The following is a 16,475-nucleotide window of genomic DNA, read 5'->3' as shown; positions in this document are numbered from 1 at the left end:
CTCCTCCTTCGACTCCGTCGACCGGCCGGCGACCGGTCAGCGCGTCGCCGCGCCCCCGACGCTGTTCTTCAGTTCGAGGACGAGCTGAGGGCTGAGCGCGGAACCGGCGCGGTTGGCGAACAGCGTCATCTCGTAGGCGATGTTGCCCAGCTTGGCCTCCTTGTCGGTGACCACGCCGAGCACGGCGCCGCTGCCGATCGCGGAGACCAGCACGTGGCCGCCCTCCAGATCGATGATGACCTTGTTCAGGCCGCCCAGGCCGTAATTGCCGGAGGCGCCGGCGGCCAGGCTGGTGATACCGGACACGATCGCGGCCAGGCGTTCGGAGTCGGCGTGCTCGCGCATCTGCGACACGGCGATGAGCAGCCCGTCGGAGGACACGGCAATGGCGTCGACCACGCCGCCGGTCTCGGTGGCGAACCGGTTCAGCAGCCAGGTGAAGTCGGCCGCCGCGGCCTTGAGATCGGCCGGCTCGGCCCCTCCCACCGGAGTGTCACCTGTCGACGTACTCACTGCTCCGCTCCTTCCGGGAGGTCGGTCTGGTCGTGCCGGTCGTGCCGGTCGTGCTGGTCGTCCCGGCGGGTCCGGCGGTCCTGTGGGGTGACGGGTGTGGGGTCCGGGTCCGTGGTGGTGGCCGCCGCGGAGTCGCGGTGCGCGCGCTCGACGGCGGCCTCGAACTCCTCCAGCTCCGACCGGACGGCCTCCGCGTCGGCCGGGCGGGCCACCTGACGCGCCGTGCGCCCCGAGGTGTCCGCCGTGCGGAGGGTGGCACCCCGGACGCGGCGGCGAAGGGGCCGGGCGGAGTCGGGCGGAGCCTCCGCCGCCGTGGCGCGGGGAGCGTCCGTGCCGTCGCCGCTGCGGGGCGCGGGAACGAACGGGGCGCTCGCGGGCGCCTCCTGCCCGGCCTGGGCCGCCCGCTCGTCGGCCGGCTCCGTGTCGCGGCGGGGGACCCGGTGAGGGAGCGGGGCGGCGCCGGCCGGGACGACGGTGGACGGCAGGGGGCCGGAGGGCGCGGGGGGTCCGGGTGAGGCGGGGGGTTCGGAGGAGGCGCGGGGAGTCGGGGAGGCACCGGCGCCCTGAGCCGCCTCGCCGACCGCACCCGTAATGATCGTCTCCGCGCTGAAGGCACCGGAGGTACCGGCGGCACCGGAAGCGGCGGGGGCAGTGGAAGCACTGGAAGTACGGGAGGCACCGGAGGCACCGGAGGCCTCCACCCCCACCGGGCTCATCGTCAGCAGCAGTGACGACGGGACGGTCACCATGGCGGTCAGGCCGCCGCCCACCGTGCGGGCCAGGGTGACCTCGACGCCCCAGCGGCGCGCCAGTGTGCCGACCACGAACAGGCCGAGGACCTTCGTCGGCACCAGGTCGAGTCGCTCGCGGCGGATGAGCCGGGCGTTCTCCTCGGCCAGGCGCTCCTGGCTCATGCCGAGGCCGTGGTCGGCGACCTCGATCAGCGCGCCCTCGGCGGTGCTGCTGACGCCCACCTCGACCTGGCTGTCGGCGGGCGAGAAGGAGACGGCGTTCTCGAGGAGTTCGGCCACCATCAGGGTCAGGTCGCCGACGATGTCCGGCTCGACCATGACCTGGGTCCGGGCGATGAGCCGTACGCGCCGGAAGCCCTCGATCTGGCCGAGCGCGGCGCGGACGACGTCGGTAAGGGGGGTGGGCCCGGAGTTCAGGACGGTCTCGCGGATGCCGGCGAGCAGCATCAGGCTGTCGGCGTTGCGGCGCAGCCGGACCGCGATGTGGTCGATGGAGTAGAGGCGGTCGAGCAGGGCGGGGTCGGTCTCGCCGCGCTCGACCGCGTCGATCAGGGTGAGCTGACGTGTCGTCAGGTTGCTGACTCGGCGTCCTACGTTGCCGAACATCTCCGCGACGTTTCGCCGGCTGAGCACCTGCCGCTCCAGCAGCGCCGACGCGGTGGTCTGTACGCGGTTGAACGCCTCGGCGAGTTCGCCGATCTCGTCGCGTGCGGTGACCGGGACCTCGCGCAGCCGCGGCGGCCCGGCGTCCTCGGCGTCGTCGTCGGCCACGCGGGCCAGTTCGCGCCCGCCGGCCTCGGCCACCTCGCGGGCGGCCCCGGTCAGCGCCTGCACCGGCTTGACCACCGAGCGGCGGACCGCCACCGAGAATCCGAGCCAGCCGACGAAGCCCAGCAGCGCGAGAGCCAGCAGCAGGCTGGCCCGCTGGTAGGCGTTCTCGGAGACGTGGTCGGCGCGGTCGGCGATCTGGTCGATGAGCGACGTGGTGATCTTCAGCCGGTTCTCGGCCTGTTCGCGGTAGACGGGGTACGAGTCCAGCGCCTCGGCGAACGCCCTGCGGATCTCGGCGGGGGACTCGGCCTGCAGCCCGCTGGGATCGATCTGCAGTTCCGCGTAGTGCTGGAGGATGGTGGCCTGCGAGGCGCTGTACTTGATCCCGCTGAGCCGCTCCGCCTGTGCCTCGGTGGCGAACCGCCCGAAGCGGTCGGCCTGGAAGGTGTACAGCTCGTCGAAGCTGACCGCGTTGATGAACTCGATCAACGCGTTGCTGTCGCCGGTCCGGGCGGAGAACACGCTGGTCTCGAAGGAGCTGTGGGCGGCGTCGGCGCGCAGCAGCGAGTCGAGCAGGTTGCCGGTGAAGGTGGTCGCGAGGGCGGCGTTGCGTTCGAGGCCGAGACCGTCGATCACGCTCTTGGCCGCGTTGGTGTACGCCGGGTCGATGTTGTCGGCGGGGGTGTAGCCCGACTCGATGGTGTGGCGCAGGTTGTCCAGCCCGTTGATCTCCTTCAGGGCCTGCGCCTCGGTGTCCGGGAGCCGGTCGCCGAAGGTCTCGCGCACCTTCTCCACCTGGGCGTCCAGGGCCGTCTGGGCCTTGCGGTAGGAGGCGAGCGAGGGCCCGGCCGCGCCCTGGTCGGCCTCGTGGCGCACGGAGAGCAGGATGGCCTGCTGGTGCTCGACCTCCACACGGTCGACGAGTTCGGCCACCTGCACGCTGTCACGGACGAGTTGGGCCGCGGCCGACGCGTCGCGGGCCTGCCCCACCTGGTCGGTGATGAGGTACGCGAGCAGCACGCCGACCACCGCGAGCGGCACGCCCACGAGGAGGTTGAGCTTGCGCCGGAACGGCCACCGGTCGGCGAAGCCGGGCATGCGCAGGACACCGCGTGTGCGGTTCCCGGGTCCCGGGGGCTCGGGTGAGGGCGTGCCCGCCTGGTTCGTGGACACCGGGCCTCCTTAGTGGGCGTCACACGGCGCGCGAAAGCCTTGCGATGACCGTTTCTTGACGGGCTCTGACCGTTCGCCGCAGCGGAACGGGAGCATACAAGCAGAAAGGGAACAGGAGCTCACTGAGGGGGTGCGAAGCGTCTATGACGTTGTTGTCCGCCTTGTTCGCTGAACTCGTCCCGAGGCCGGCCCGGGTGAGAGTTCCCTCCCAACAGGCTCACTGTCGATCATAGTTGGCTGAATCCCGAAGCGAAACGGTGATCTGGTGGGGCTTGACGTGGCTGGATCCGGCTGGATTGGATCAGAACGGAACTTTCCTGCTCGCAGCGCCACCCGTACAGCGCACCGCCCGCCCCGCCCGCCCCACCCTCCCAGTCCGGAACGGAATCGTGACTTCTACCGCCCTCAGCCGCAGGTCCATCCGGAGGCAGCACGCTGCCGCCGCCGTCGCGCTCGCCGCCACCACGGCCCTGCTGGCGGGATGCGGCTCCTCCGACGACAAGTCCGACAACCCGCTGGACGACAAGGCCTCCGGCGGCACCGTCGTCGTGGGCTCCAACAACTTCGCCGAGAGCATCCTGCTCGCCGACATCTACGGCGAGGCCCTGAAGGCCAAGGGCGTCAAGGTCACGTACAAGCCCAACATCGGCAGCCGCGAGACCACGTACGGCCTGCTGAAGAACGGCTCCATCACGGTTCTGCCCGAGTACAACGGCTCGCTGCTGGCGTACCTGGACTCCAAGGCGGAGCAGAAGTCGACCGAGGCCGTGAACGCCGCCGTCCAGGCCAAGCTCGACTCGAAGCTGACGCTGCTGGACCCGTCGCCCGCCGAGGACAAGGACTCCGTCACGGTCAACGCCGAGACCGCCAAGAAGTACGACCTCACCGCGACGTCCACCCTCGCCGACCTCAAGGACGCCGCCCCCGACCTGGTCATCGGCGGCTCCCCCGAGTTCCAGACCCGCCACCAGGGCCTGAAGGGGCTGGAGTCGGAGTACGGACTGAAGTTCAAGTCCTTCAAGGCGCTCGACGCGGGTGGTCCGCTGACGCAGGCGGCGCTGAAGAAGAACACCGTGCAGGCCGCGGACATCTTCACCACGGACCCGACCATCACCAAGGAGAAGTTCGTGGTCCTGCAGGACCCGAAGAACCTCTTCGGGTTCGCCAACGTGACCCCGCTGGTCCACAAGTCCGACCTCCCGCAGAAGGGCGTCGACGCCCTCAACGCCGTCTCGGCGAAGCTCGACACCAAGACGCTCCTCGACCTGGACTCCCAGGTACAACTGGAGAACAAGGACCCACTGGACGTCGCCAAGGCCTGGCTGAAGACAGCGGGCCTGTCCTAGCCGCCCAGCTCAGCCCCGCGCCCCGTCAAGGGGCGCGGGGAACGGCGCGACCAGCCACCACCAACCCGCACCCCGCAACAAACCGAACCCCGCGGCGAATCCCGGAACTACGCCCCCCGGGCCGAACGGAGTTCGTCCCGGGCCCGCGCCGCCGCCCCGACGGCCACCGCGTCGCCGCCCAGCCGCGCCGGCAGGATGCGAATGGGATGCCCGCTGACCGGCGGCTCGTCGGCCAGCGCGGCCAGGATCGGGCGCTCCAGCAGCTCCCAGGACCGGCTGACGCCCCCGCCGATCACACACGTGGTGACGTCCAGCAGCCCCGCCGTGATCAGCAGCGCGCGCGCCACCGCCGCGCCCGCGGCCCCGTACACCGCGAGTGCCTCCGGGGCGCCCCGCCCCGCCGCCTGGGCGACCTGCAACGCGGTGACCGTCCGTCCGGTCCGCTCGCCGTAGCGGGCGGCGATCGCGCGCCCGGACGCGAGGGTCTCCAGATGGCCACGGCCACCGCACGTGCACGGCAGGTCGCCGAAGCCCGGTACATGCCCGATCTCGCCCGCCGCGCCGTGCGGACCGTCGTACAGCGCGCCGTCCAGCCACAGGGCCCCGCCGACCCCGGTGCCGAGGGTCATCCCGAGCACGTGCCGCTCGCCCGCGACCGCACCGGCCGTCGCCTCGCCGCGCAGGAACGCGTTCACGTCGTTGTCCAGGAACGCCGGCACACCCAGCGCCTCCTCGATCGCGTCCGTCACCGCGAACCCGGCCCAGTCGCGAAAGGAGTCGGTCGCCAACAGGATCCGCCCGGCCCGCGCGTCCACGAGGCCCGCCGCGCCCACCCCGACGCCCAGCAGCCGCGCGCCGGTGCGGTCGAGCAGGAGCCGGAGGGCGCCCAGAGCGGCATCGATCATCGCCTTCCCGCCATCGGCCGCGGGGGCGGGCACCCCGAGGTGGTCGACGACGCCGAGATCCTCCTCGCAGAGCACCACCTGGATGGACGTACCGCCGATGTCGACACCGGCGACCGCCTCGACCGCCTTGACCGGCTCGACCGGCTCGGGGGCTTGCGTCACGCGGTGGCCTCCGTCCCGCCGACGGTGAGGGACGCCCGGTGTTCCCCGCGCCGACGGCGCTGCACCACCGGATCCGGTACGGGCACGGCCGCGACCAGCCGGCGCGTGTACTCGGTCCGCGGACGCAGGAGGGTCGTCATGGTCGGTCCATGTTCCTCGACGTGCCCGTCCCGCAGGACGACGACACGCTGCGCGAACCGCTGAACGACGGCGAGGTCGTGGGAGACGAACAGACAGGCGAACCCGAGATCCCGCTGCAGCTCGGCGATCACGTCGAGGACCGTCCGCTGCACGCTCACGTCGAGCGCGCTCGTCGGCTCGTCGGCGACCAGCAGCCGGGGACGCAGGACCAGCGCCCGGGCGAGACTCACGCGCTGCCGCTGCCCACCGGACAGTTCGCGCGGCCCGCGTCCCGCGAGTTCCCTCGGCAGGCGGACGAGTTCGAGCACCTCCGCGACGCGGGCGCGCCGCTCGGCGGCGGGCATGCCCCGGCGGTGCACGCGCAGCGGCTCGGCGACACACTCACCGACACTCATCCGTGCGTCCAGCGAGGCCACCGGGTCCTGGAGCACCACGCCGACCCCGGACAGCAGGGCACGGCGCCGGCGTCCCCTGGCCCGGCCCAGGTCGGCGCCGAACAGCGAGACCGCCCCGGACACGGGCGCCACCAGCCCGAGCGCCACACGGGCCGCCGTCGACTTCCCGGACCCCGACTCGCCCACCAGTCCGACGGTCTCTCCGGGAGCGATGGTGAGGGAGACGTCCTGAAGGGCGTGTGCGCTCCGGCGACCGCGCCCGAAGCGCACGGACACGTCCCGCAGCTCGACCACCGGAGCGTCCTCGGCGCCGTCGATGTCCTGGGCCTGGCCCGCCGCCTCCACACGGCCCGGCGCCTCGGCACGGCCCGGCGCCTCGTCGACCGCCAGTCGTGGCACCGCACCCAGCAACCGGCGGGTGTACTCGTGCGCCGGACGCAGCAGCACCTGCTCCACCGTCCCGCTCTCCACGACCTCCCCGTCGAGCATCACGGCGACACGGTCGGCGAAGTCCGCCACGACACCCATGTTGTGGGTGACGAGCAGGACCCCCGTGCCCGAGTCGGCCGCGAGGCCCCGCAGCAGGTCGAGGATCTCCGCCTGCACGGTGACGTCCAGCGCGGTCGTCGGCTCGTCGGCGATCAGCAGGTCGGGGGAGTTGGCGATCGCCATCGCGATGACGACCCGCTGCCGCTGACCGCCCGAGAGCTGGAACGGGAACGCCGACGCCCGCTTCTCCGGCTCGGGAATGCCCACGCGGCGCAGCAGCCGGACGGCCTCCTCGGCCGCCTCCGCGCGCGACACCTCCCGGTGGTTCCGTATGACCTCCGCGATCTGCGCGCCCACGCGGGCCAGGGGGTCCAGCGCGGTGGCGGGCTCCTGGAACACCATGGACGCGGTCTGGCCCCGGAGCCGCGCGAGGTCGCCCTCCGAGGCTCCGACGACCTCCGTACCGTCGAGCAGGACCCGCCCGGACACCCGCGCGCTGCCCGGCAGCAGCCCCATCGCGGCCAGCGCGACCGTCGACTTGCCCGATCCCGACTCGCCCACGAGCGCCAGCGTCTCTCCGGGCCGTACCCGCAGCGACACCCCTCGGACGGCGGGCACGTCGCCCGTCTCCGTCGCGAAGGTCACCCCGAGGGACTCGATCCGCAGCACGCTCATCCGCGCCCCCTCACGTCGAAGGCGTCGCGCAGTCCGTCGCCGATCGCGTTGAACGCGCAGACGACGAGGATGATCGCGAGGCCCGGCGGAACGATCAGCCACCAGCGTCCGGAGTACGCGGCCGTCAGCCCGGTCGACAGCATGCCGCCCCAGTCGGTCGACGGCGGACGCACCCCGAGGCCCAGGTACGACACGTACGCGATGAGCAGGATGGCGTCCGCGATCTGGAAGGTGGCCGCGACGACGATCGTCGAGACCGAGTTCGGCAGGATGTGGCGGGTGACGGCCCGGCTGTGGGTGCCGCCGGTCGCGCGCAGCGTCAGCACGTAGTCGCGGCCCTTCAGCGTGAGCGTCTCCGCCCGGACCAGCCGCGAGGGCACCAGCCACGACACCAGACCGAGGATGACGACCAGCCCGAGAGTGCCCGGGCTCGTGACGGCGGAGACGACGAGGAGGATGAACAGCGCCGGGATGGCGATGCCCGCGTCGACGACACGCATCATGACCGCGTCGACCCAGCCGCCCGCGTAGCCCGCGACCGCGCCCCACAGCGTTCCGATGACGGTCGCGAGGAGCCCGGCCGCGAGCCCCACGAGCAGGGACACCTTCCCGCCGTACATCAGCCGCCCCAGCTCGTCGTGCCCCACGGCGTCCGTGCCCAGCGGATGCGCCCCGCTGGGTGCGAGGTTCACCTGCGTGAGGTCCGTGTGGGTCTGGTCGGTCCCGTACAGCAGTGGCCCGGCGAAGCAGAACAGCAGGAACAGGACGACGACCACCAGCCCGGCGACCGCCAGCCGGTTGCGCGCGAACCGGCGCAGCGACAGGCGGTGGCCCGCCACCGCCGTCTCGGCCGCCGGTGAGGTGTTCAGTACGGCGCTCACGCCCGGCCCGCCTTCACTCGGGGATCGACGATCCGCTGCACGACGTCGGCGAGGAGCGTGCCGGTGACGGTCGCGACGGAGATGACGAGGACGCAGCCGAGCAGCACCGGATAGTCGGAGGACTGGGCGGCGTTCCAGAACAGCAGCCCCATGCCGGGGTAGTTGAAGAGCTGCTCGACGACGAGGGCACCGCCGAAGAGGACGGGCACGTAGTAGCCGAGCATGGCGACGACCGGGGTGAGCGAGTTGCGCAACACGTGCCGCCACAGGATCGACCGCTGCCGCGAGCCGCCGGCGCGGGCGGTGCGGACGTAGTCCTCGGAGAGGTTCTCCAGCGTCGACGCCCGCATGTACCGGCTGAACACGGCCACCATGGAGGCGGCTCCCGTCATCACCGGCAGGACCAGCGCGACCGGATCCGCGAGGACCTGGCCGAGCGTCTCGCCCTGGGGCGCCTGCGAGGGGAACCAGCGCAGGACCTGGGTGAAGACGAGCACCAGGACGAGTCCCAGGAAGTACACGGGCGTCGAGTACGCGACGAAACTCAGCGTCGTGATGACGTAGTCCGACGGCTTGTTGCGCCGCACCGCCTGCCACATGCCGAGCGGCACCGCCAGCAGCAGCCCGGCGAACGCGGACAGCACGGTCAGCAGGAGCGTCTTCGGCAGGCGTTGCTCGATCAGCCGCGAGACCGCCTCGTTGAGCGTGTACGAGGTCCCGAGGTCGCCCTGGAGGAGGGTGCCCAGGTAGTGGACGTACTGCACGGGCAGCGGACGGTCCAGGCCCTGCTCGTGGTTGAACGCCGTGATCTGCTCGGCCGTCGCCTGCGGCCCGAGGATCCCGCGCGCGGGGCCCCCGGGCAGGGCGTGCAGCAGACAGAAGACGACCACCGTCACGATGAGGATCACCGCGAGGGCCTGGAGGAGCCGCCGGGTCAGATACAGGAGTGTGTCCATGCCCGGGGCCTCAGTTCGTCCACTTCCACTGCGCGGGGTGGAAGTTGGCGAGCGAGTCCTGGAAGAAGCCGCCGAGGCCGTTCTTGACGACGGAGACCTGGTAGACGGGGTTCGGCAGCCAGATCACCGGCAGGTCCTTCGCGAGGGCCGCGCTGTAGTCCTGGATCGCTTTCGTCGAGGTCGACGTCGTGGAGGCGTTGATGAGCTTGTCGACGTCCGGGGCGGAGTAGTTGCCGAAGTTGGAGCCGCCCTTCGTCTGGAACAGCGAGTCTCCGGTCGGGAAGGCGGAGAAGTACCAGCTGCCCGCCGTGCCGAAGTAGGAGAGCTGCCACTTGCAGATCGGCTGGCTCGCGGTGCACTGCGGGGTCTGCGACAGCACCGAGTTGACCGGCGCCGTCCTGATCGAGAACTTGATGCCGGTCTTCGCGAGCGAGGACTGGATCGCGCTCATCATGTTGTCGGTGACGGTCGAGCCGGACTGCGAGAGCACCTGCATCTCGAACTTCGTTCCCTTGCCGACGCCTTCACCGCACTGCGAGTCCCCGCTGCCGGGCTTCGCGCAGACCATGACGCCGCCCTGTTCGGCCCAGCCATGGCTCGTCAGCAGCTCACGCGCGGCCGTCGTGGAGAACGGGTACGGGTTGTCCTTCTGCGCCGGCGAGAGGAAGTCGGACGCCTGACCCTGCGGGATCGGGCCGTATCCGGGCACGGCCGTGCCGTTGAAGATGACCTTGGCCAGACTCGTCTGGTCGATCGACCGCTGGACCGCCTGCCGGGCGTACAGCTGCTTGAAGACCGCGCCCATCGCCGGGTTGTCGAAGTTGTACGGCATGTACGTGATCGCCCAGCCCGACCACGGCTTCACCGCGTACCCCTGGGCGGTGAACTGCTCCTTCTGGTCGAGGTCGGTCGCCTCGATGTACCCGTAGTCGACGCCGCCGGAGCGCAGCGCGTTCTTCTCGGCGTCCGTCGTGGTGAAGGGCAGGAGGTTCACGGTGGCGATGCCCGCCTTCTCACCGCCGTCGTACTTCTTGTTGGCGGTCAGGACGACCTTGCCGGAGGTCGAGAAGGCCTTCACCGCGTAGGGGCCGCTGAGGGTCTTCCACAGCGGGTCCTTCTCGTAGCCGGAGATGTTCTTCGCCGCCGTGTTGAGGTACGTCCACACCTTCTTGGCGCCCGCGGCCGTGCGGTCGGCGTCGGAGACCTTCGCGGACGCGTCGGTCCGGTCCCACGCGTGCTGGGGGAGCGGGGTGATCTCGCTGAACTCGTTGGCCAGCATCCACTGCGGGTTGTAGGCCTTGTCGAAGGTGATCGTGAAGTGGCGGTCGTCGACGGTCTTGAACGCGGTCCAGTTGTCGGGCGACTGGCCGGGGGTGTAGCCCGCCCACTGCGCCTTGTTCGCCTTGATGAGGTTGAACCAGAACTCGACGTCGCGTGAGGTGATCGGCTTGCCGTCGCTCCACGTGCGTTTGGCCAGCGTGAAGGTGACGCTCTTGCCGTCGGCGGCGAAGTCGGCGGCCGTGGCGATGGAGGCCTTCTTGTTCCAGGCGATCTTCCCCGTGGAGCCGTCGTACGCGACGAGCCGCTCCCACAGGCTGTCCGCGATGGACCTGTTGTTGGTGTTGAGGTGCGCCGCGGTGCCGATCGGCAGGATCCAGTTCGGCGTGAAGTTCGCGGGCAGGGCGTAGTTGATCGAGTCGCGGGACGTGGACGACGTGTCGCTCGTACCGGAGCAGCCCGCGAGCAGCAGCGTGCCCGCGGAGAGGACGGCACCGGCGACAAGCCTCGTGCGAGCGGAGGACATGGCTCTCCTAGGCGTGAACGGCGGTGTGCCGTGGCCGAAATGGCGCGGCGGGGCCAGTCAACGACCGGTGTGTTCGAAGAAACAGGCAGAGCGCTGTAAAAAGGTTGTTTCTGCTGTTCTGAAAAAAGTGAGGAGGCGCGTTCCGGGCCGTACGCTCGACGCTCCGGACTCCCGTCGCGGAAGTTACTCAGCAGATGCCTGAAAAAAGTGTCCCGTACCGCAGGAAGATCACGGGCGCCGGCTCCTCGCTGGCCGAGCGCGTCCTGGAACTGCTCGCCTCCGGGCAGGCGACCACCCGCACGGAACTCGCCGGTCTGCTGGGCGCGGCACCCTCGACGATCTCACTCACGGTCGGTCAGCTGATGGACCACGGACTCGTCGCCGAGCGGGGAACCCGGTCGTCGAACGGCGGACGGCCCCGCAAGGTGCTGTGCCTCGGCAGCAACGAGGGGATCGCCGTCGCGGCCGAACTCGGCGGGCGGCACGCCCACGTCGGAGTCGTCCACCCGGGCGGCGGGCTCACCGACGTGTCGACGGTGCCGTTCGAGACGGCGGACGGCCCCGAGGCGGCGCTCCCTCCTCTCGCCGAGACGCTGGAGGGCCTCGCCGAGCGGCACGGCCGGGACCTGCTGCGGGGCGTCGGCCTCTCCCTGCCCGGCCCCGTCGACCTGGCCTCGGGCGTCGTCACGCTCCCCTCCCGCATGCCGGGCTGGAACCGCTTCCCCGTCCGTAGCTGGCTGGAGGACCGCTTCGGCGTCCCGGCGGCGATCGAGAACGACGCCAACTGCATGGCCCTGGGCGAGCACACCGTCCAGCCGGCCGAGCGGCGCCAGTCGATCATGGTGAAGATGGGTTCGGCCATCGGCGCGGGCGTCATCGCCGACGGGCGCCTCTACCGGGGCGGGACCGGCTCCGCGGGCGAGATCACCCACGTCCGCGTCGAGGCGGCCCACGACGCCCCCTGCTCCTGCGGCAACACCGGCTGCCTGGAGACCGTCGCCTCGGGCGCCGCGCTGGTGCGCATCCTGCGGGGCCGCGGTCTCGACGTCGCGTCCACGGAGGACGTCGTACGCCTCGCCCTGGACGCCGACCCGGAGGCGACCCGCGCGGTCCGTCAGGCCGGCCGCTACCTCGGCCAGGTGCTCTCGGCGAACGTCAACTTCTTCAACCCCGACGCCGTGTACCTCGGTGGCATCCTCTCCACGCTCGAACCCTTCGTGGCCGCCGTGCGCAGCCAGCTCTACGAGGGCTGCCATCCGCTGGTGACCGAGCACCTGGTGATCGAGCGGGTGAGCCTGGGCGCCGACGCGGGGCTGGCCGGAGCGGGCCAGTTCGCCCTGCAGCGGGCGCTCGCCCACGCGCTGCACGCGGTCACCGGAAACCGACTCTGACTCCTCGGAGGAGCCATGCCCGAACCCCGTACCGCAGTCGCCCGCCCGGTCATCGCGATCGCCGGACTGGGCATCGAGTCGTCGACCTTCTCCCCGGCCCGCACCGAGGCCCCCGCCTTCCACCCACGGCGCGGCACGGACGTCCTCACCCGCTACCCGTTCCTCACCCCGGGCACCCCACTCCGCACCGCCGCCGACTGGCGCGGCGCACTCGTCGGCAAGGCGCTGCCAGGCGGTACGGTCACGGCGTCCGCGTACGCGGAACTCTCGGGCGAACTCCTCGACCGGCTGGGCGAGATGGGCCCGCTGGACGGACTCTGGTATGACATCCACGGCGCGATGACGGTGGAGGGCATGGACGACGCGGAGGCCGACCTGCTGGCCCGCATCCGCGAGACCGTCGGCCCCGACGTCATCGTCTCCACCTCCATGGACCTGCACGGCAACGTCTCGCGCGATCTGGTCCACCTGAGCGACCTGATCACCTGCTACCGCACGGCCCCGCACGAGGACGCCATGGAGACGAAGGAGCGCGCGGCCCGCAACCTGGTGGAACTCCTGGTCAGCGGCGCACCGCGTCCGGTGAAGGCCTGGATCCCGGTGCCGGTGCTCCTGGCGGGCGAACAGACCTCCACCCGCATCGAACCCGCCAGGAGCGTGTACGCCGCGGTCGACGAGGTGGAGGCCGCCGAGGGTGTGACGGACGCCGCCATCTGGGTCGGGTACGCGTGGGCGGACGAACCGCGCAACCGGGCGGCGGTGGTGGTCACGGGGCAGGCGGAGGAAGCGGTGACGGCGGGCGCGGAGCGCCTGGCCCGGGGCTTCTGGGAGGCACGGCACGACTTCGCGTTCGTCGCGCCGACGGGCACGCTCGACGAGTGCCTCGACGAGGCGCTGGCGTCCACCGCCCGCCCGTACTTCGTCAGCGACACGGGCGACAACCCGACGGCGGGCGGCGCGGGCGACGTCACCTGGGGTCTGGAACGGGTCCTGTCCCGGCCGGAGTTCAAGGACCCGTCCGGCCCGACCGTCCTCTACGCCTCGCTCCCCGGCCCGGCCGCGGTGGACACGGCGGTGCGGGCAGGTGCCGGCGCGACCGTCACGGTCACGGCGGGCGCGGAGGCGGACGACCGTCACGCGGGCCCGCTCACCCTGACCGGTGAGGTCCACGCGATCCGGCACGGGGACCATGACGCGGAGACGGAGGTCGTGCTGCGGGTGGGATCCGTCCATGTGATCCTCACGCGGCTGCGCAAGCCGTACCACCACGAACACGACTTCACGGACCTGTCGCTCGACCCCCGCTCAGCCGACCTCGTGATCGTCAAGATCGGCTACCTGGAGCCCGAACTCTTCGCCATGGCGGCCGACTGGAAGATGGCCCTCACCCCGGGCGGAGTCGACCAGGACCTCCTCCGCCTGGGCCACCACCGCGTGAGCCGCCCGCTGTATCCCTTCGACCGGGACATGCCGACGCCCGACCTCACGGCTCGCGTCGTACCGCCCGCCTGATATTTCAGCCCCTTGGGGGCACCTCCCAGCGGTAGCTGGGGGAGTTTGAGGAGCGGGGGTCCGGGGGCGGAGCCCCCGAGGCGGGGTCCGGGGCGAAGCCCCGAGCGGGGTTGAAGGGGCAGCGCCCCTGGGGATGGGACGGGTAGGGGCGGCGGGGGCGAGGAGCCCGCCGCAGGCGCGACACGGCGGTGCGGTCCGCCCACTCACCACGAGTGAAACGGACCGCCCCGCCCCGGACTACGGCTTCCGCGCCACCGCCCCGTACATCGCGATGTCCTCGTCCCGGATCCCCTGCTCACCCGTCCCGTCCGGATGCCACTTGTGCACCTGGACGATCCCCGGCTCGGCCAGCTCCAGCCCCTCGAAGAACTCGTGCGCCTCGTCGATCGTGCGCAGCCGCATCGGCATGTTGCGGGCGGCGTACTCACGAGCGACCCGCCCCACCTCCTGTGGCGCGAACTCGGCCGTGCCGATGGTCATCGCGAGGTAGCTGCCGGAGGGGAGGGGCTCCAGGAGACGGCGGACGATGCCGACCGCGTCGTCCTCGTCCAGGACGAAGTGGACGATCGCGATCACGGTCAGCGCGACCGGCTTGCCCAGGTCGAGGGTCTCCCGGAACTCGGGGGAGTTCAGGACGGTCTCCGGGTCCTGGAAGTCGGCCTCGATGTACGCGGTCTTCCCCTCGGGCGTGCTGGACAGCAGCCCCTGGGACAGGGTGAGGACGATCGGGTCGTTGTCGACGTAGACGACCCGGGACTCCGGCGCCACCGACTGGGCGATCTCATGGAGGTTCGGCGAGGTCGGGATGCCGGTGCCGATGTCGAGGAACTGGCGCATGCCCGCCTCCTCGGCCAGCCAGCGCACGGCACGGTTCATCCAGTCGCGGTTGGCGCGCATGTGGATCGGCAGGGCGGGCCACTCCGCCGCCATGGCGTCGCCCGCCTCCTGGTCGGCGGGGTAGTAGTCCTTGCCACCGAGGATGTAGTCGTAGATGCGCGCCGAGTGTGCGTTCTCGGTGTCGATCCGGTCGGCCGGCCAACCGTTGTTGTCGGGCAAAGCCGTCCCTCCCATTCAAAAGTCGTGGTTCTCAGTGAACGCTCGATAAAAACAAGGGAGTTCAGAGGAGGAAGTCGGCGTCACCCGCCTTCACGCCGGCCAGGAAGCTGGTCATCTCGTGCGGGGTGAAGACGAGGGCGGGGCCGTCGGGGTCGGTGGACTGGCGCAGGGCCACGCGGCCGTCGGCGAGCTTCTTCGCCTCCACGCAGGCGCCGCCGGCGTCATCGCTCCAGGGCTTGGACCAGCCCTGCGCGCCGAGGTCGCGGGACGGCATTCCGTTGCGTATGGAACTGATGGAACTGTGGGAGCCGCGGTGGTGCGTGTGGTGGTGCATTAGAGCTCCTTGCGTAGGGCACCGAGGAGGGCCTCGGTCTTTCTGGCGGGCGCCGACTGGGCGCCCAACCGGTCCAGGGCCTCGCGGTACACCACGACGTCGTCCGACTTGTCGAGATACACAGCGCCGACCAGGCCGCTGAGATAGACGATGTCGGGCAGCTCGGGCGCCCTGAACCGGAAGAGATGGAACGCTCCGGCCCGCATGGCGGGGTGCGGGCCGTTGGCGAACGGCATGATCTGCAGGGTCACGTTCGGTAGCCGGTTGACCTCGATCAGATGGTCCACCTGCTCCCGCATCACGGCGGAGCCCCCGACCGGCCAGCGCAGGACCGTTTCGTCCATGACGATCCACACCCGCGGGGGTTTCGGGCGGGTGAGGAGTTCCTGGCGCCGCATGCGCAGCGCCACCCGGCGCTCGGTGTCCTCCGACGAGGCGTGCGGGTTTCCGGCGCTCAGCAGGGCGCTCGCGTACGCCTCGGTCTGCAGCAGTCCGTGTACGAACTCCGCCTCGTACGCGCGGATCTGGAGCGCGGCCTGCTCCAGGCTCAGATACGCGGCGAACCAGTCCGGCAGGACGTCACGGTACGTGTGCCACCAGCCGCGCTTGTTGGCCTCACGGGTCGAGCTCAGGAAGGTGTCGATCTCCTGCTGGTCCGTCACGCCGTACACCTGGAGCAGCTTCTCGACGTCCGGGAGCCGGAGCCGGGCGACCTTGGCGGCCTCCAGCCGGCGGATCGTGGAGTGGCTCACTCCGATGGCCTCGCCCGCCTGCTCGAACGTCATACCGGCCCGGGTACGCAGCTCCTCCAGCTGCCTGCCGAGGATCATCCGCAGCACGGAGGGGGCACCGCCCCAGTCGGTCTCCGCGGTCACACCGTCACCCCCTCACGCTTTCACGCCGGGCTTCTTGGTCGCAGTCTGTCACGATCACCAGTTGACGAAGCGAAGCATGCACCCAACAAATTGCAATTTTCAACTTGCCGGTTGCGAGCCGTTGTTGGCAGGTGCCACAGTGGGCATACCGTCCACGACCGGTGAACGAAGAGTCCGAGCAGTCCCGTTGGGGGAGATGGAGCTGCGACTCGGCCTCCTGCACGACGAGTTTCCGCACGTCATGGTGGAATTCGTGGTGTTGTCCGACCGGTCCGGGACGGTGCGGCACGGACACCGTCCGTGGTGCGGCACCGGCACCCACCCGGGTGCGTAGGCAAACGAAA

14 protein-coding genes are annotated in these 16,475 nt (G+C 71.0%); 4 read left to right on the top strand and 10 right to left on the bottom strand.

Going from position 1 to position 16,475, the window contains the following annotated elements:
* Positions 1–36: 36 nt before the first annotated feature.
* On the bottom strand, positions 37–513 hold the full coding sequence (locus tag AB0959_RS31025; protein ID WP_366829971.1) for a roadblock/LC7 domain-containing protein: 477 nt from the start codon (positions 511–513) through the stop codon (positions 37–39).
* Positions 510–3,134 carry an ATP-binding protein gene (locus tag AB0959_RS31020; RefSeq protein ID WP_366830047.1) on the bottom strand — a complete coding sequence of 875 codons (2,625 nt, stop codon included), beginning with the start codon at positions 3,132–3,134 and terminating at the stop codon, positions 510–512. Before AB0959_RS31020 ends, AB0959_RS31025 begins: the two co-directional genes overlap by 4 nt.
* Before the next feature lie 464 nt (positions 3,135–3,598).
* On the opposite strand from AB0959_RS31020, the gene AB0959_RS31015 reads away from it, so the two are divergent.
* The gene (locus tag AB0959_RS31015; protein WP_366829970.1) at positions 3,599–4,555 is read left to right on the top strand and encodes an ABC transporter substrate-binding protein; all 957 of its coding nucleotides are present in this window, start codon (positions 3,599–3,601) and stop codon (positions 4,553–4,555) included.
* Positions 4,556–4,662: 107 nt separating this feature from the next.
* Here the strand turns inward: AB0959_RS31015 and AB0959_RS31010 are convergent, their stop codons facing one another.
* Genes AB0959_RS31010 through AB0959_RS30990 form a run of 5 tightly spaced genes read right to left on the bottom strand, consistent with a single transcriptional unit; the run spans position 4,663 to position 10,963 of the window.
* Positions 4,663–5,622, bottom strand: coding sequence for an ROK family protein (locus AB0959_RS31010; RefSeq protein ID WP_366829969.1), 960 nt, complete (start codon positions 5,620–5,622; stop codon positions 4,663–4,665).
* Positions 5,619–7,322, bottom strand: a complete 1,704-nt coding sequence (locus tag AB0959_RS31005; protein WP_366829967.1) for an ABC transporter ATP-binding protein — start codon at positions 7,320–7,322, stop codon at positions 5,619–5,621. The genes AB0959_RS31010 and AB0959_RS31005 overlap by 4 nt, the downstream gene beginning before the upstream one ends.
* Positions 7,319–8,203 carry an ABC transporter permease gene (locus AB0959_RS31000; RefSeq protein ID WP_366829965.1) on the bottom strand — a complete coding sequence of 295 codons (885 nt, stop codon included), beginning with the start codon at positions 8,201–8,203 and terminating at the stop codon, positions 7,319–7,321. The genes AB0959_RS31005 and AB0959_RS31000 overlap by 4 nt, the downstream gene beginning before the upstream one ends.
* Positions 8,200–9,159: an ABC transporter permease gene (locus tag AB0959_RS30995; RefSeq protein WP_366829964.1), complete on the bottom strand. Its 960-nt coding sequence runs from the start codon at positions 9,157–9,159 to the stop codon at positions 8,200–8,202. Before AB0959_RS30995 ends, AB0959_RS31000 begins: the two co-directional genes overlap by 4 nt.
* A gap of 10 nt (positions 9,160–9,169) precedes the next feature.
* Positions 9,170–10,963 (bottom strand): peptide ABC transporter substrate-binding protein, encoded by a 1,794-nt coding sequence (locus AB0959_RS30990; RefSeq protein ID WP_366829963.1) that lies wholly within the window; start codon positions 10,961–10,963, stop codon positions 9,170–9,172.
* A 194-nt stretch (positions 10,964–11,157) separates the two neighbouring features.
* On the opposite strand from AB0959_RS30990, the gene AB0959_RS30985 reads away from it, so the two are divergent.
* Together AB0959_RS30985 and AB0959_RS30980 are read left to right on the top strand one after the other, a co-directional pair.
* A complete protein-coding gene (locus tag AB0959_RS30985; protein ID WP_366829962.1) occupies positions 11,158–12,354 on the top strand; it encodes an ROK family transcriptional regulator in 1,197 nt (398 codons plus the stop codon).
* Between the two features lie 15 nt (positions 12,355–12,369).
* Positions 12,370–13,866, top strand: a complete 1,497-nt coding sequence (locus tag AB0959_RS30980; RefSeq protein WP_366829961.1) for a M81 family metallopeptidase — start codon at positions 12,370–12,372, stop codon at positions 13,864–13,866.
* A 237-nt stretch (positions 13,867–14,103) separates the two neighbouring features.
* Here AB0959_RS30980 and AB0959_RS30975 read toward each other — a convergent pair whose 3' ends face one another.
* Genes AB0959_RS30975 through AB0959_RS30965 form a run of 3 tightly spaced genes read right to left on the bottom strand, consistent with a single transcriptional unit; the run spans position 14,104 to position 16,131 of the window.
* Complete coding sequence (locus AB0959_RS30975; RefSeq protein ID WP_366829960.1) at positions 14,104–14,937, bottom strand: SAM-dependent methyltransferase; 834 nt, start codon at positions 14,935–14,937, stop codon at positions 14,104–14,106.
* A 46-nt stretch (positions 14,938–14,983) separates the two neighbouring features.
* Positions 14,984–15,256 (bottom strand): DUF397 domain-containing protein, encoded by a 273-nt coding sequence (locus AB0959_RS30970; RefSeq protein WP_366829959.1) that lies wholly within the window; start codon positions 15,254–15,256, stop codon positions 14,984–14,986.
* Positions 15,256–16,131, bottom strand: coding sequence for a helix-turn-helix transcriptional regulator (locus tag AB0959_RS30965; RefSeq protein WP_366829958.1), 876 nt, complete (start codon positions 16,129–16,131; stop codon positions 15,256–15,258). The genes AB0959_RS30970 and AB0959_RS30965 overlap by 1 nt, the downstream gene beginning before the upstream one ends.
* 196 nt (positions 16,132–16,327) lie before the next feature.
* On the opposite strand from AB0959_RS30965, the gene AB0959_RS30960 reads away from it, so the two are divergent.
* Positions 16,328–16,465, top strand: coding sequence for a hypothetical protein (locus AB0959_RS30960; protein WP_366829957.1), 138 nt, complete (start codon positions 16,328–16,330; stop codon positions 16,463–16,465).
* Positions 16,466–16,475 lie beyond the last annotated feature (10 nt).

This window comes from Streptomyces sp. NPDC046862 (assembly GCF_040704615.1).
Classification (GTDB): Bacteria; Actinomycetota; Actinomycetes; order Streptomycetales; family Streptomycetaceae; genus Streptomyces.
This window is presented reverse-complemented; position numbering and strand designations above follow the sequence as displayed.

Excerpts from the sequence above, each read along its gene's own strand:
- AB0959_RS30975 (WP_366829960.1), bottom strand. The coding sequence starts at position 14,937 with ATGGGAGGGACGGCTTTGCCCGACAACAACGGTTGGCCGGCCGACCGG.
- AB0959_RS31005 (WP_366829967.1), bottom strand. The coding sequence starts at position 7,322 with ATGAGCGTGCTGCGGATCGAGTCCCTCGGGGTGACCTTCGCGACGGAG.
- AB0959_RS31020 (WP_366830047.1), bottom strand. The coding sequence starts at position 3,134 with ATGCCCGGCTTCGCCGACCGGTGGCCGTTCCGGCGCAAGCTCAACCTC.
- AB0959_RS30980 (WP_366829961.1), top strand. The coding sequence starts at position 12,370 with ATGCCCGAACCCCGTACCGCAGTCGCCCGCCCGGTCATCGCGATCGCC.
- AB0959_RS30990 (WP_366829963.1), bottom strand. The coding sequence starts at position 10,963 with ATGTCCTCCGCTCGCACGAGGCTTGTCGCCGGTGCCGTCCTCTCCGCG.
- AB0959_RS30995 (WP_366829964.1), bottom strand. The coding sequence starts at position 9,159 with ATGGACACACTCCTGTATCTGACCCGGCGGCTCCTCCAGGCCCTCGCG.
- AB0959_RS30960 (WP_366829957.1), top strand. The coding sequence starts at position 16,328 with ATGGAGCTGCGACTCGGCCTCCTGCACGACGAGTTTCCGCACGTCATG.
- AB0959_RS30985 (WP_366829962.1), top strand. The coding sequence starts at position 11,158 with ATGCCTGAAAAAAGTGTCCCGTACCGCAGGAAGATCACGGGCGCCGGC.
- AB0959_RS30970 (WP_366829959.1), bottom strand. The coding sequence starts at position 15,256 with ATGCACCACCACACGCACCACCGCGGCTCCCACAGTTCCATCAGTTCC.